A 14,961-nucleotide genomic window follows, 5' to 3' on the forward strand; every position below is an offset into this window, starting at 1 on the left:
AATTTTCCCATTTTTAATTAAATTCTTTAAAATGTCACAATTTGTCTTTGAAATTTAACAAAAATATTTGTCCCCGTTAAAGCGGACTTTCCCTCTTCACCATCGTTCACAGCCCGGATGGACGGGTGTCGGATGTAGAAGTGAGGGATCTTATCATGAGAATGAAGCACAGCCTCTGGCTTGTATCGACGGCCATGGCTTTTGTCGCGCAACCCGCTTTCGCTCAGGCGGAAACGGCAGGCACTGCGGAAACGCCGGACAATACTATCGTCGTCACCGGCTATCGCGCCAGTCTGGAACAGGCGCGCGATGTGAAGCGCAATGCGACGATTATTCAGGATTCCATCGTTGCTTCCGATATTGCCGCTTTTCCCGATCTCAATCTGGCCGAAGCCTTGCAACGCCTGCCCGGTGTGGCAATCAATCGCGAGGCAGGCGAGGGGCGCCGGGTCAGTCTGCGCGGCCTCGGGCCCGATTTTACCCGCGTCCAGCTCAACGGCATGGAAGTTCTCGGCAATGTGGATTCGCCGCAGGACAGCCGCGGTCAGAATTCGCGTGACCGTGCCTTCGACTTCAATATTTTCGCGGCCGAACTGTTCAACCGTGTCGATGTTCAGAAGTCCTATTCAGCCGAACAGACCGAAGGCGGTCTGGCCGGGACTGTCGGCCTCTACACGGCGCGCCCGTTCGATTATGACGGCACCAAGTTCGTCGTTTCGGCGCAGGGCGGTACCAACACGCTCACGGAGGATTTCCAGCCGCGCCTGACCGGTCTCGTTTCCAGGAACTGGGGCGATTTCGGTATCCTCGTTTCCGCCGCTTACAGCCATCGCAAGACCCGCGAAGAAGGTGTCGACACCTATCGCTGGCGCCTGAACGAGCCCTATGATCCAGCCGATGGCAGCGGCGGTTCTTATGGCAGCGACATTTCAAACCTGACCCAGGATGAGCAGGATGCCATCAATGCCGGCGGTTTGCGTTTCCCGCGTGGCAATCGCTATTCCGTATGGGACAGCAAGCAGGACCGTTTTGGCCTGACCGCTTCGATCCAGTGGAATCCTGCCGATGCCGTCCATCTCACACTTGACGGCCTGTATGGTCAGTTCAAGGCGGACCGCTTCGAAACCCATCTTGCTTCGCGCGCATCCTTCGGTTCGACCTGGCTGGGGGGCGGTACCACCCATGCCGGTGTGACCTATCCCAATTCGACGATTAATGCGATTGAATGGAATGACCAGAACGAGGTGACATATCTGGACGTATCGGGTGGCAATACCGCTTCCGAAACGCGTATTCAGAATACCAAGAACACCTTCAAGCAGGTGGTTTTCAATGGCGATGCCGATCTCACTTCGCGGCTCAAACTGACAGTGCTCGGCGGTATCGAACGTTCCAGTTACGATATGCCGCTGAGCGACAAATTCTATACCGAAGCGTTCGGCGATGTCGTTTCCGACTATCGTGGCGGCACCTATTCACTGGTTAACAGCTTTGGCTGGGATACCGGCGATCCGGCGAATTACCATGCGCATGAAATCGACATGTCTGCCAATTATCAGGATACCGCTTTCGATAACGTCAAGGGCAAGCTCGATTATGAGGTTTCTTCCGGCGATACGCTGAGTATTGGCGGCGAATGGCGCCGGTTCAAGAATAGCGGCTATTCGCAAACCGCCGATAACGTCTTGCGGAGCAGCTTTCAGGACGGTTCAGTCAGTGACGATATCTCCGGCTACGCCACAAGCTATACCGGCTTTAGCGGCCAGGACTGGGTGGTGGCCGATTACGGTAAAGCGCTTTCACAGCTTGGCGTGAGTCGTCAGGCGCAACTGAGCGACCCGCAAAATGTCTTCGCGGTGGAAGAGCGGACGGCTGCCGGTTTCGTCCAGTATAGCTGGGATCATGATCTGGGCAGCATTCCATTCCGGGGCAACATAGGTGCGCGCTATTACAGTACGGACATTACCTCGACCGGTATTGCCAATGTCGGTTCGCTATCGGTGGACGGCCATTATGACGGCATTCTGCCAGCCGCGAATTTCATTTTTGAACTCAATCCGGACCTGCTGCTGCGGGCAGCTGCAGCGCGCAACATCAACCGGCCTTCGCTCGGCGCGATGGCGGTGAATGGCAGCGTTTCGGAAGAAAATGGCGAATATAGCGTATCTGTCGGCAATCCGCAGCTTCGCCCGTATAAGTCGACCGATCTGGATCTTTCGCTCGAATATTATTTCGGCAAGGTCGGCTCGATGGCCGCAGCCGTGTTCTATAAGACGCTGGATGGCTTCATTACCACCCGGACGGATAACGATGTGCCTTACAGCGCGACGGGTCTGCCGACCGATCTGCTACCGGGCCTGACGGCGGATACACCGGTGCAGACATTCTCGCACCCGGTCAATCTGGGCAAGACCGATCTGTACGGCATTGAACTTTCGACGCAGACCGATTTCACTTTCCTGCCCGCTCCGTTCGATCGTTTCGGCACGGCGCTCAACTTCACCTATGTCGATTCGAATTTCGATTATTCGACGATCTATAGCGGCGGTGCCGATACCAGGCTGGAAGGTCTGAGCAAATATAACGGCAATGCGACGCTATATTATCAGGATACGAAGTTCGACATGCGGGTCTCGGCTAATTACCGCAGCGGCTATGTCTACAGCGCAGCGCCGATCACCAGCGGCGGCGGGCAGGATCAGGACCTGTCGGGCTATGCTCCGACGATCTATCTGGATATGTCCGCCCATTATAAGCTGACCGACAATGTGCAGATCACGCTGGATGCGATCAATCTCACCAATCAGCATGAGAAGCAGTATTCGGACAGCACCAAGCGTCTTTATGTGAATACCCGTTCAGGGACGACATTGATGGGCGGCGTTCGCTTCGAGTTCTGATTGGAACGGACATGCCAGGATCGGGGGGGCTGTTTCGGTCCCCCGATCCCCTTCTGGCCAGTCATATCTCTGTCACGCATAGCTGATAGCCGCCCGCGCAGGAGGGCGCTTTGTGTCTTTGCGCGAATGGGGCCGTATTCTTGTCTTCTGCACATGTCTTACCCTGACTGTGTCGTTTGGCGTGCAGCCCGTCGAAGCACGGGACAGGACGGATGCGCAAGTTGTGTCCTTTCACATTCCCTCCGGCCGTCTGATCGATGCCTTGCAGGCGATTTCCCGGCAGGCGGATATTCAGATCGTCACATCCATCAGCCCCGATCTGCGCATTACCCGCAGTTTTCGCTGCCGCTGCACAGTGCAGCAAATGCTTGCCGGCATCACGCAGGGACTGCCGGTGCATATCACCCGCATGACAAGCGGTTTTGCGGTCTCGCCCGCTCCTGCTTCTGCATCGTCCCCGGTTGCCCGGCTTGTATCCGCCCCGGTTGCTGTGCCGGAAATAAGCGACTTGCCAATCACGGTTATCGGTTATCGCGAGAGTTTGCGGCAGGCCGCCGCTGTTAAACATGCAGCGAAAACCCTTGTGGAAATTACCCGCGCTGAAGATATCGCCGCTTTCCCCGATCACAATGCTGCCGATGCGTTGCAGCGTTTGCCGGGTGTGACGATCAGTCGCGACAATGGGGAAGGGCGGCAGGTCTCGTTGCGCGGATTGGGGCCGTTATTCACCCGTACCACACTTAACGGAATGGAAGCGCTCGCGACGACTGCATCGGGTTTCGATAATCGCGGTGCAGCAGCGCGGCAGCGCCGGTTCGATTATTCGGTGTTCGATGCCAGCTTGTTTTCGCAAGTGGCGGTGCAAAAATCGTGGGCTGCCGATCGCGATGCCGGCGGTGTGGGCGGGACAGTGGCGCTCCGCACCATGCGACCCTTCGACCTGCCGGGAGACGCAACGCTTGTGGCCGGGCAGGCCCGCACCAGCGGCAATAGTGAGGGTTTTACACCACAGGTGGTGGTCGAATTGTCGCGTCGTAATGCCCGGTGGGGCGTTCTCGCAACGGTTTCCTATAGTCATAACCGGGTCACCGAATATGGCTATCGCAACTGGGACTGGGTTCCGGTTGTTTTCGGAGCGGACAATATCGGGCCTGATGTTGCGGATGCGGAGCGTGCCCGTCTCCTTGGCGAAGGCGCACCGGTCTATATGGCGCGCGCGCAGACTTATTCGACCTGGAGCAATCGCTTTGACCGTTTGAACATGGCGGCATCGATTCAGCATGAAGCGGATAGCGGTTTCAAGCTGGCTGTCGATCTCCTTCATGCGCGGCTCAGCAATCATCGGGAGGAATATTCCCTGGCCGCTGCCGGCACAAACGGTCTCACCGGCGATGTGACCGGCACGCAAAGGCTCCGTTCCGCGACGATCAGCGGCGATACGCTTGTGACGGCGGCCCTGAGCGGTGTGGATATGCGCACTGAGCATAAACGCACCGAAGACCACACCGATTTCGATCAGGCGGTCCTTTCGCTCGAATATCCGCTCGGTCGGGACACTTTGCTGACAGCTCGTGCAGGCTATGCCAGATCGGACTTCGACGAGCCGGTCTTCGACAAGGTATTCCTCGAATCGTCCGGGCGGGATTTCATCTTTACGGCAACCGGATCGCACCCGCGCAATATTTACGGTTTCGATACCAGCGCTCCGTCCAGCTGGGAGCTTATGCGGGCGGATACGCGTGAAGATTCGATCGTGAATGAGAATGCGACGGTCCGTTTGGAACTGTCGCATCGGCTTAGTCCGGGGTTCGAACTGCGTGCAGGCAGTGCCTATCGCTTTTTCGGAAATGACGGGTACGAAAGGCGTGCCCGGGTCGATTATGAGCAGAATCCTGCTGCGCCCGATGCAGTGCTGTCACTGTTCGACGGGCCGTCTTTTGCACCCTATATTGTCGGTGATGTCCGTCGGACATTCCTCGCCACCGGTCAAAACAGGGTCCTGACAGGTGCTGATGACATACCGGGCGGCGATTATCGTATCGCGGAGCGAACATCGGCCCTCTTCGCTCTGGTGGCTTTTGAGGGCACAGCTGGCAGCTTGCCAGTGCAGGCGGAATTCGGCTTGCAATATCAATATGTTCGCACCCATTCGACCGGTAAGGCAAGTGATGATCTTAATCAGATCACTGTCAGCCAGACCAGCTCCAATGGCACTGTATTGCCTTCATTCGAAGCACGTCTGGAATTGCATCGCAATCTGTTGCTGCGGCTGGCTGCCAGCCGTAATGTCAGCCAGCCGGACGTCGCCGATCTGCGCACCGCTGCCGAAGTGAATGCCACACCTTTCGGTGGCACGATCACAACCGGCAATCCCGCCTTGCGGCCCTTTACAGCGGATGCGCTCGATCTGTCGCTGGAACATTATAGCGATCGGGACGGCTATGTTTCGCTGGGCCTGTTTTATAAACATCTCGATTCTTTCATCACTTCGGAAACCAGCCTTATGGCTTATGCCGATACGGGCTATCCGCTGGCCTTTCTCTACCCCGGACAAGACGGGGCAAGCCTCTACAATGTCATCCGCCCGGTAAACGGGAAGGGGGCCACTATTTTCGGTATCGAGGCGGCTGTTCAGCAGGATCTGCGCTTTCTGCCCGCACCGCTCGACAGACTGGGCGTACAGGTCAATGCGACCTTCGTTTCGGGTGATAGCGATGTGACCTATAATGGCGAAGCCGTGGATCTGCCGCTGATCGATTTGTCGCGTTGGTCAGGCAATGCGACCGTTTATTACAGCGGCAGGCGATGGGATGCGCGGCTTGCTGCGGCCTATCGGGGAACGTATCGGTCGGGTCTCGGCAATAATGGCAATCTGGGCGAGTGGATCAAAAGCAGCGTCACGCTTGATTTCGCGGCGCATGTCAGTCTCGCCGCGTGCGTTAAAGCCGTTTTCGAAGCGCGCAATCTCACCAATGCCCCGGTCATCCAATATACTGGCCAGGAGGCCCGACGGTTGCTGGCAAAGACCCGCAGCGGCCGCGTTTTTTCCGTCGGAATGCGGTTTCGGTTTTGACCATGATGTCTTTTTTAATCCCTCTCCTGTCCCCGCAACCGTTCTTTGTGCCTCTTAAAGGAGCAGGTTCGGGATGGCCGGGCAGGATGTCCGCACGATCGGGATACTGAACATGGATATGAGCAGTACCGCCTTCCAGCTATCTGCAGGCATGACCCGGCTGAAGAGTTACATCCGCAAGCGCATGCGAGATCCCGATCAGGTGGAGGATATTGTGCAGGAAACGCTTGTCAGAGTGATGGAGCAGGAGCAACGGCAGGTGATCGACCGACCGCTGGCCTATGCTTTCAGAGTGGCGGATTCGGTGATCCTTTCCGGTGCACGTAAATCTGTGCGGGAAACCGGTCTGGACGGTCCCGAACTGGTTTGCGAATTGCCGCTGGCCGACGAAGTGCTCGATTACCGGCAGCGTCTCGCCCGGTTCGAAGCTGCGCTGGCAAGGCTGACGCCGCAGCGGCGCATCGTGTTCCGGATGCGACATATTGACGGCAAGTCACGCCAGGAAATCGCACAAGAGCTGAATCTGAGTATCGAAGCGGTGAAAAAACATCTCGTGCGCGCCATGGCTGACCTGACTCTGTCGCTGGAGGGCGATCTGGGACCGGTTGGAATGGGAAATAAAGATAATGGATAAGCAGCAGCTCGCCATACTCGAAATTGCTGCCGACTGGGCTGATCGCTTCGATGAGCTGAACGAGGCTGAACGGCGCAGGCTTGTCACATGGTTACAGGACGCACCGGAACACGCGCAGGCCTTTAACCGGATGCGTCGCCTGATAAGCGATACGGCGCTGACCGAAGCGCTGGAAATGGCGGATATGAATGCTGCTGAGCCGGAACCGGTGCAGCAATCGCTCCGTCGCCCTGCAGCGCCACGCCATTCCGCCTCTCGCCAACCATCGATTATGGCACGACCGCTGCGCCGCCGTCAGGCAATGGCTGCGGGACTGGCAGGTGCACTGGCTGTTCCACTGGCTGGCTACTGGCTCCTGCATGAGGATCGAAGTGAGACTTCGGAGCGGACACTGCATTTTGCCAGTGCCGTAGGTGAAAGGCGCCATCTTACTCTGCCAGACGGGTCTGGATTGCTGCTCGATGCTTCTTCAGCGGTCAGCGTGCATTTTTCCGATCGGCGTCGCCGGCTCGTTTTGGAGCATGGGGCGGCGCGTTTCGATGTCCGGCATGATGCTGAGCGCCCCTTCGAAGTGCATACGCCAATGGCCGATATGACGGCACTGGGTACCAGCTTCAGTGTCGATCACCTTTCGGATGCGAGCGAACTGAGGGTATTTTCCGGTCGGGTGCAGCTTGATGCGCATGACGGGGGGCAACTGGTCCTTCCCGCCCGGAAATGGGCGCAGGTCAATAATGCTTCCATCCGTACCGGTGCCTTCGATCCCGATATGCATCAGGACTGGCAGAATGACTGGCTGGATGCGGATTCCATGCGGCTCGGTTTCGCGGTCGAACGGCTGGCACGTTACAGTGCGACACCGCTGAAACTGGACGATCCGAAACTCGCCGATCTGCGATTTAGCGGCCGCTTCCGGCTGGGGGAGCCTATGGCTTCGCTGGAACTGATCGGTGCGCTTTTCGGTTTGCAGACAAAAAGAAGGAATGGCGCGGTCTATCTGGTCCGAACGGATCGAGGGTGAAGATTATCGGCCATGAAATCATAACATTGCGGCAGAATCAGCGCTTCCCGAACCGTGCATTTGGCATATGCAAGGATTAGAGACCGGTCTGGTCACAGCGCAGCGGTTGCGGTGCGGGCGGAGGACTAATCGATTAGGGCGGTAGTGGCGGCTACAAACCTTGCGTAAGCTCTATCTCTACCCATCTAGAAACTGTTCAATTCGCGGCTGTAGCGATCACGGCACAGGCCCAGTTTTCGTTCCATTCCGATGCACTGCAATATCGATGTGGGTCTGGATCTGGCTGCGTCCGCCTGAGGGAGCCGTTCTAACGGATACGCTTAACATGACTATTCAGTTTTCATCCGTGATTGCCGCCGAGAAGGCCGAGCTTGGCTCCGGTTTTTCTGCCCTGAGAGTGGAGCCGGGTCGTTTCGGTGGTGCGGCGGACCCGATCATGGGGTTCGACCACTATCGCATGAATGCGGTAACCTTTGCGCCGCACCCCCATGCCGGGTTCTCTGCCATTTCCTATTTGTTCGAAGACAGTACCGGTGGCCTGCGTAATCGGGACTCGCTCGGTAACGATTTCGTCGTCGGGCCGGGCGGCATCGTCTGGACACAGGCAGGGGAAGGCGTGCTGCATGATGAACTTCCTGCCAAGCCCGGACGCGAAGTCCACGGCCTGCAGATATTTATCAATATGAGCGCTGCTGCCAAGAACACTCCGCCGCTGGTCATGCGTCTCGACGGAAGCGAAGTTCCGGTTAGTACGGTCCCCGGCGGTAGCACGGTACGCATTGTGGCTGGCAGCTATCGGGGCATCGCATCTCCGCTTCAGTCCGCAGACTCCATCGATCTGCTTGATTGTGCTCTCATCGCCGGTAGTGACCTTGACTTTCCGCTCGAGGCGGGCCGGAACATGCTGGTTTATTGCGAAAGCGGTGAGGTGCGCCTTACCGCCAAAGCAAATGAAAGTGTGCTGACGGCGGGCGATGCCGTGGCGATTAGCGTGAGCGACGCGGCGGATTCGCTGCGAATTGGTTCGGATAGTGATGCGCGTATCGTTCTGCTTTGCGGGCAGGCGCTGAACGAACCGGTGGTGCAATACGGTCCGTTCATCATGAACAGCGAGGCACAGATAGGCGAGGCTGCCATGCGCTATCGGAGCGGTGCGATGGGGCGGCTCGAGCCGCTCTCATGACCGCAATTTCGTTTCACCATATCAATCTTCAACGGCACGTTTGAGCTTCTCCAGAGCACGAATTGTGGCCTCGCGAGTGGCGATTGCTTCACACCAGCGATTGACGACCGGATAATCCTCCGCCCACTTGTCGCCATTGGCGGCAAAGATATCGAAAATTCCGCTCACCCAGGGCCAGGCCATCATGTCAGCGATCGAATAGCTGCCTCCGGCAAGCCAGTCTTTTCCGTCAAGCGCCTGTTCCAGCACGCCGAACAGCCGCAGCGTTTCGTCGAGGTAGCGCTTCTCTGCGTAGGGATTACGCTCTTCGCGGCGCGTGAAATGGCCCCATTGACCGGCCATCGGTCCCAGCCCGCCAACCTGCCAGAAAGACCAGGACAGGGCTGTCATGCGGGCAGACGGGTCTTCGGGCAGGAACCGGCCCGAGCGTTCGGCCAGATGCAACAGAATGGCACCCGATTCAAAGATGACCAGATCGCTATCGCGCATGGCGGGTATTTTCCCGTTGGGATTGATCTGACGAAATGCTGCCTCATCCTGTGCACCGGCTGTGATGTCGATCGGTACAATCGTGTATTCCGCTCCGATTTCCTCCAGCATCAGCATTGGCTTCTGTCCGTTGGGTGTGTTCCAGGTGTACAGTTCCATTCGTCTAAATTCCTTTTCGCAGTTATTCGGCGAAACGGGTTAACTGGGCAATGGTTTCGAAATCAGAGCGGCCAGTCTCGAACGGAAGCGGCGCGAACACGGCAACCATCCGAAGATCCGCCCATAACCGACAAACAGGCAATGAGCCGTAAATGCCAGACTTGACTACGCTTTCTAAGCTGACGCGACCCAACCTCGAAAACTGAATGCAGCATAGAACATTTCCACGTCTGAAAAGCCGGCTTCACGCAACAGGTCTTCCTCCTCGTCAGGCGTTCCGAGGGGTAGGCGGTCCTGCATCATCCTCGCCATCGTCCCGTTCTTTGCAGCATCGGTTCCCCCGTGCTGACTAAACGCGACCGAACGGGTCAGCCAGCGGTGCGCATCGGGAATCGGGACCGTCCGACCGAGTGCTTTATTGAGCGTAGCGTCAATGAGGTGATGGCAGATACGCTGAACGCTGCAACCGCGCTATTCATGACGCGCTTCGGAGAAGTCACGCTTGACCAGCTTCTGCCGGAAGAGGGTGTTCGGAAGTTTGCAGTAACTGAAAACGACCGGCGCAAAACCGGTAAAAGTCCGTCCGGCTCCCTGCGCTTTGGGGAGCCGGATGCATCTGGTGAGGGAATGGCGGATATCGACAACTCCAGATGAGCTAGCGGGCGACAGCAATGTTGGCGGATCTAGACAAAAACACCTACCATTTCAGGCCCATTTCGATCCCGACCACGCGTGGGGCGCCAACGCCAGCGTAGTAGGTACCATCATAGCCGAAGAGAGAGTTGGTATAGGCGCTGGTGACGAATGCGCGCTCGTCGGTTAAATTGTCCGCATAGAGCCGCAAATCCCAGTGCTCTGCTTCCCAGCCGATCTGCAAATTTGCGAGCCAGTAAGCATCCTGCCATGCTGCACTGTCCGCCCGCAACGACGATGCTCCGGTTCCGTTCGCTTCACCGCGCAGATACAATCCTTTCCAAGGGCGCCAGCTCGCTGAGAGCGAGGCGTCCCATCGAGGAACCAGTTTCACTCGATTGCCGGCGAAATCCTGATCGATTCCGAACTGATATTCACGATATTTCGCGTCCACCACACCTAATGAAGCAGCTATATCCAGGCGCCTTGTGGGCTTGCCGGTTAGCTCGACCTCAAATCCGCGTGTTCTGACGCGCGCAGTGGAGGTGATGAGCGTGGTCGAGGCGACCTGGCCTGTGTCGGTGTAAAGGAGATTGTATTCCTGCCAGTTGTCGACATCGGTGTGAAAGAGAGCTGCCCCGAACAGCAGTCGTCTGTTGGCCAAGGATGCCTTGAAGCCCACTTCATATGTCCAGAGACGCTCTGGATCATAGCTCGAAAAGTTGCCCTCAATGTTTGCCCCGGTCGCTGCGAGATTGAAGCCGCCTGGGATCCACCCCTTGGCGGCTGAAGCGTACAGCGTGACCGTCTCAACGGGCTTCCAGTCGATTGAAACCCGTGGCAGGACCGCATCGAAACTGTCCTCAAGCTCTTCCGCCGGGAAAGTAAATTCGCCCGCCGGGCCAAGGCTCAATGAGCCTTCTGCCTGCTCCTTGTAGCGCGCCGCATGCTCGTACCGCAGGCCTCCTGTGAGGCGTAAATTCGGCACGACGGGCACGGTAACCTGCGCGAAGCCGGCGGTGTCGCGTGCCCGACTGGTTTGCGGCGGTGCATAGTTATAGTCGTCCAGGCCACCGGTTCCGACAAGAGTGGACAGGCGCTTGCGGCGTTTGTCGCGATAATGATTGATCCCGAGAACCCATTGCACGTCCGCTGCGGCTGGAGAGGATAGCCGCCCCTCGAAATTCCAGTACTGGTCGCGGTCTTCATGCCCCCCTGCCGTTGCCGGTGACCCCGTCATGTCGAGATCGGTACCGACGCTGGTGTCGCTTACCTTCCGCCAGGAAAGGCTGGTATCGAGGTTGCCCCATCCAAACTCGTATCGGGCATTCGCGCCGAGCACATACTCGTTTTCATGCGTTCTCTTGGGTGCATCATGGAACAGGTCGTAACGCCCCGACCTGCGCCCTCCATTATAGGCGCCGTAAAGTGCGTCGTAACGGTCACGGTCCATCGGCAGAAATTCCTGCTCGTACAGACCCGGCGCACGCAGCAGCGAGGCATAGCCGATCACATCGACGGTGAGCGCACTGTCGGGTGTCCAGCGCAACTTGCCTTGCACGAAGGTCTTGTGGATCTTGCCTTCTTCATCGATCGATGATGCTCGATTGCGAACATAGCTGTCAGCTGTGTCATGTGTCAGCACCAGCGAGCCGGCCAGCGTGTCAGCCGTAATGGGGCCGGCGATCGATGCGCGCCCCTGCAAGCCGGAACCATGACCAAATCTGTAAGCAGAAGCGGTTGCCTCGATTTCGGGATGGTCGGAGGGTTGGCGTGTACGGATCAGGATCAGACCGGACTCGGTATTGGCGCCATAGAGCGTACCTTGCGGACCTCGAAGGACTTCGACCTGTTCTGCGAAGCCCAGCGCCTGATCGGATGGCTGCCTGAAAGGGATACCGTCAATATAGACTGCGGCGCGATTGACGATGAAGGGGTTGGATTCGATACCGCGGATGGTGATGTATGTGCCGCCGACCTGGCCGAGTTGATTGAATTGCACATTGGGAACGTAGTCGTCGATCTGGCGCAGAGACTGAATACGCGCATCGCGCAAGAAGTCTTCTGTCAACACAGTTGCCGAAATGGGTGCGTCGATCAGCGTTTCATCAGTGCGCGTTGCCGTAACAACAATCTCCGATGTGTCGGCGGGTGCTTCAGCAGCGTCCTGGCTCCAGGCCTGCGTCGTGCTACTCAAGGCATAGCTAAGACTGACCAGACATGCTCCAAAGCGGAAACGGGTAGACATATACACTCCCTAGTTGCGATTTACTCGCAACTAGGGAGTGGCCTGCGAGCCCGCAATCATGATGGCTTGCGGCATTGGGCGTTTGAATTACGGTCCCCGGAATCGGATATTGGCGATTTCACGTGGGCGTATGCCGAAGTGTCGCATATAGGCGTTGGAAAAATGGGCCGGCGTATATCCCACCGCATAAGCTGCTGAACTGACGCTCATCCCTTCGCGCATATACTCAGCCGCATGCTCGAGGCGCCTTTTGGTGACATAGGCTGCGATCGAGATGCCATATGTTTGCCTAAAAGCCGTCGTGAGACTGCGGACATTGATGCCTACCTGGCGCGCCAAATCTCTCAGACATGGAGGATTAGCCAAATGCGCTTCGATATATTCACAGGCTTTTTGTGCATAGCGGCTGTGTGCGGCTGATATGCGCTCGCTGTCGGCGCGCTGCTCCATCCAGTTCCAGAAAAGGGCAATAAGTTCTATCTCGCGGGCCTCCATCATGAGGTCGCGTGCATCGCCCTGAAACCAGGGATCGATTGGTGCACACAATGCAGCTATGCGATCTGGCGGTATCGCCTCGCTGGCATGCATTTTTGCAGAAGTGAGGCGCCGGGCAATCTCTTCCAGTTGCGGATAGCTAAACCCCTCGCATAACGGCACAAAAAGACCGCAAGACCGTGTGGGCCCCGCAGCGATCCGTGTAGAGAAGTGGGGCCGGTCTTCCTCACAATACATCGCAATCAGACCGCTACCGTCCAATGACGCGGTGCCAAAATCGGCTTCTGAGGTTTGCAGAGTGGCTATGCCGCAGCTCAAATGCAATCCGGCAGGGACCGATGCCTTGTAATGTTTCTCATAATTTCGAACTTCGGTTGTGTGATGCAGAATTCCGTTAGGAGAATTGACCACATGCATCGACGATACCACCCCGCTGGCGCGGCCGATCTGTTCGATACGAGAAACTGTTTCCGGTTCGTTCTGGTCCATTCGATCTTTTGACGCGGCGGCGCCCATCTCCATCATCATATAAGTAGTTCGCGCATCGCCAATTTCATTAACGATAATGAGACGTGATAGCAAAAATTGCTTCACTGCGCTATATTGGCGAATGTCTTCGGGGTTTTTGTGACCACAGAGAAAGGCGCGGCGTATCAATCCGATGCAAGCTTTGGAAACTGGTTCTCTCATCGATGTGTGGATGCGGGGCTCGATGGTTTCAGCATGCATGGCTTACGCAAAGCGGCAAAGCGGCCGGCCGGCGAGTGACTGAAATGGAGCTGAGCAATCAGTTCATCAAATCAATCACCGGCCATACAAGTGATTCTGAAATGTCCCGTTACACCCGCGCAGCAGAGCAGGAAGCCATGGCTGATCGTGCAATGGAGATAATGGGTTTGGCTAACTTTTTTAAATAAAGTTTAGCTAACCCAAAAATAAGATGTTGCTTTAAAATGGAAAACGCGAAGCGATGGTGGGCCCGGCAGGATTCGAACCCGCGACCTAGCCGTTATGAGCGGCCAGCTCTAACCACTGAGCTACAGGCCCTTATCGCTTCGCGCGGAGCCGTGCCTAGCTTGGCCTTTTGCGGCTGGCAAGCGCCACGATCATTCTTTAGCGGATGACCGCATCCATTACGGAGCGGATCGATGCAGGCCGTACCTTGCGCTGCTTCAAATAGGCGAAAATGTGCCGGAACCATGCATAGAGCTGGTCGAGATCCTTATCGTCGCGAACATATGGCGTGTGACCCGGTGCGAGCGAGGGGCTGTGGAAAGAAAAGACAAGCATTGGCAGGCCGTCATCCAGCGCTATGTCGATTCCCCGAATAGCTTCCTCGATGCTGACGCCCTCAGGAGTCAGCGGGATTCTCTCGATAAGTCCCAGGCGTGATAAGATTCCGCGCAATGCTGGAAAACGCCGCAGCATCGGATAGATGCTGTCCGCCTGTTTTCGCAGTAAACCGAAAAAGCTTGTTGTCAGAGGCAGTTCGAGCAGCTGGTGAGTATCGTCCAACCAGTAGGGGCAGAGCGGATGTGACTGATAATTAGGTCCGCCCTGAGCATTGTAGTTGAAGCGTGCACGCACTGAGCTGTCGATGGCAATACCATCTTTTTGCAGCATTTTTGCGGTGTCAGGTCCCGCTCCGTAGCGGCCCGCGCGATACATGACTGGCGCTATTTCGAAGCGGTCTTGAATCATATTGCGCAACAGGTGGAATTTGCTGTGCTCCAGTGATCGGGAAAGGTTGCCGGCGAAGGAATTGAGTTGATTGACCTCTTCTTCAAAAGGTGGATTGACCCAGGGGTGCAGTTGAATGCCGATTTCGGCTTTCTTCCGTTTGACTGCCGGACGCAGAATCTCTTCCGCCAGTGGGGAATTGGCAACTGGCCAGTCGATCAGATAGACCGGAGCCACCTGCTCTTCCTCACAGAACTGCTGAAACCTGCCCAGATGAACCAGATGGTGCAGATCATAGGCATCACGGGTCAGGGGTTTATTCCAGTCGAACTCTTCTTCTGTGTCGACAGTCAACAAAAAGCGCTGACCGAATTCATCACTGAACCGGGCGATGGCATGAGCTGGTGGAGGTTCGATAATCGAGCGCATCGGCAACCTGCCTCCCA

The 14,961-nt window shown here is 56.8% G+C and carries 11 protein-coding genes and 1 tRNA gene; 7 read left to right on the forward strand and 5 right to left on the reverse strand.

Annotated elements, in window-relative coordinates; all coding sequences use genetic code 11:
- Positions 1-155 precede the first annotated feature (155 nt).
- The 5 genes from D6851_RS09575 to D6851_RS09595 all read left to right on the forward strand — a co-directional run bounded on the left by D6851_RS09575 (position 156) and on the right by D6851_RS09595 (position 8,811).
- Positions 156-2,900, forward strand: coding sequence for a TonB-dependent receptor (locus D6851_RS09575; RefSeq protein ID WP_120324658.1), 2,745 nt, complete (start codon positions 156-158; stop codon positions 2,898-2,900).
- Positions 2,901-3,012: 112 nt separating this feature from the next.
- Positions 3,013-5,973, forward strand: coding sequence for a TonB-dependent receptor (locus D6851_RS09580; RefSeq protein WP_120324659.1), 2,961 nt, complete (start codon positions 3,013-3,015; stop codon positions 5,971-5,973).
- A gap of 73 nt (positions 5,974-6,046) precedes the next feature.
- The gene (locus tag D6851_RS09585) at positions 6,047-6,607 is read left to right on the forward strand and encodes an RNA polymerase sigma factor (protein ID WP_238474021.1); all 561 of its coding nucleotides are present in this window, start codon (positions 6,047-6,049) and stop codon (positions 6,605-6,607) included.
- Entirely contained in the window at positions 6,600-7,628 is a 1,029-nt protein-coding gene (locus D6851_RS09590) for a FecR family protein (RefSeq protein WP_120324660.1), read from the forward strand. The genes D6851_RS09585 and D6851_RS09590 overlap by 8 nt, the downstream gene beginning before the upstream one ends.
- A gap of 325 nt (positions 7,629-7,953) precedes the next feature.
- Positions 7,954-8,811: a pirin family protein gene (locus tag D6851_RS09595; RefSeq protein ID WP_183030045.1), complete on the forward strand. Its 858-nt coding sequence runs from the start codon at positions 7,954-7,956 to the stop codon at positions 8,809-8,811.
- Between the two features lie 21 nt (positions 8,812-8,832).
- Here the strand turns inward: D6851_RS09595 and D6851_RS09600 are convergent, their stop codons facing one another.
- The gene (locus D6851_RS09600) at positions 8,833-9,459 is read right to left on the reverse strand and encodes a glutathione S-transferase family protein (protein WP_120324662.1); all 627 of its coding nucleotides are present in this window, start codon (positions 9,457-9,459) and stop codon (positions 8,833-8,835) included.
- Between the two features lie 441 nt (positions 9,460-9,900).
- Here D6851_RS09600 and D6851_RS09610 point away from each other — a divergent pair, with 441 nt between their 5' ends.
- Entirely contained in the window at positions 9,901-10,113 is a 213-nt protein-coding gene (locus D6851_RS09610) for a hypothetical protein (RefSeq protein WP_120324663.1), read from the forward strand.
- Positions 10,114-10,156: 43 nt separating this feature from the next.
- On the opposite strand, the gene D6851_RS09615 is transcribed toward D6851_RS09610, so the two are convergent.
- A complete protein-coding gene (locus tag D6851_RS09615; RefSeq protein WP_120324664.1) occupies positions 10,157-12,340 on the reverse strand; it encodes a TonB-dependent receptor in 2,184 nt (727 codons plus the stop codon).
- 87 nt (positions 12,341-12,427) lie between these two features.
- Positions 12,428-13,417: a helix-turn-helix transcriptional regulator gene (locus D6851_RS09620; RefSeq protein WP_183030046.1), complete on the reverse strand. Its 990-nt coding sequence runs from the start codon at positions 13,415-13,417 to the stop codon at positions 12,428-12,430.
- Between the two features lie 182 nt (positions 13,418-13,599).
- Between D6851_RS09620 and D6851_RS17750 the strand changes: the two genes are divergently transcribed.
- A complete protein-coding gene (locus D6851_RS17750) occupies positions 13,600-13,752 on the forward strand; it encodes a hypothetical protein (RefSeq protein ID WP_183030047.1) in 153 nt (50 codons plus the stop codon).
- A gap of 54 nt (positions 13,753-13,806) precedes the next feature.
- Here D6851_RS17750 and D6851_RS09625 read toward each other — a convergent pair.
- Together D6851_RS09625 and D6851_RS09630 are read right to left on the reverse strand one after the other, a co-directional pair.
- Positions 13,807-13,882: transfer RNA gene (locus D6851_RS09625), tRNA-Ile, on the reverse strand.
- A 66-nt stretch (positions 13,883-13,948) separates the two neighbouring features.
- Entirely contained in the window at positions 13,949-14,944 is a 996-nt protein-coding gene (locus D6851_RS09630; RefSeq protein WP_420797105.1) for a polysaccharide deacetylase family protein, read from the reverse strand.
- Between the last annotated feature and the right edge of the window lie 17 nt (positions 14,945-14,961).

It is taken from the genome of Altericroceibacterium spongiae, assembly GCF_003610805.1.
In the GTDB taxonomy this organism is placed as follows: Bacteria; Pseudomonadota; Alphaproteobacteria; order Sphingomonadales; family Sphingomonadaceae; genus Altericroceibacterium; species Altericroceibacterium spongiae.

Excerpts from the sequence above, each read along its gene's own strand:
- D6851_RS09610 (WP_120324663.1), top strand. The coding sequence starts at position 9,901 with ATGGCAGATACGCTGAACGCTGCAACCGCGCTATTCATGACGCGCTTC.
- D6851_RS09630 (WP_420797105.1), bottom strand. The coding sequence starts at position 14,944 with ATGCGCTCGATTATCGAACCTCCACCAGCTCATGCCATCGCCCGGTTC.
- D6851_RS09575 (WP_120324658.1), top strand. The coding sequence starts at position 156 with ATGAGAATGAAGCACAGCCTCTGGCTTGTATCGACGGCCATGGCTTTT.
- D6851_RS09590 (WP_120324660.1), top strand. The coding sequence starts at position 6,600 with ATGGATAAGCAGCAGCTCGCCATACTCGAAATTGCTGCCGACTGGGCT.
- D6851_RS09595 (WP_183030045.1), top strand. The coding sequence starts at position 7,954 with ATGACTATTCAGTTTTCATCCGTGATTGCCGCCGAGAAGGCCGAGCTT.
- D6851_RS09615 (WP_120324664.1), bottom strand. The coding sequence starts at position 12,340 with ATGTCTACCCGTTTCCGCTTTGGAGCATGTCTGGTCAGTCTTAGCTAT.
- D6851_RS09585 (WP_238474021.1), top strand. The coding sequence starts at position 6,047 with ATGGCCGGGCAGGATGTCCGCACGATCGGGATACTGAACATGGATATG.
- D6851_RS09600 (WP_120324662.1), bottom strand. The coding sequence starts at position 9,459 with ATGGAACTGTACACCTGGAACACACCCAACGGACAGAAGCCAATGCTG.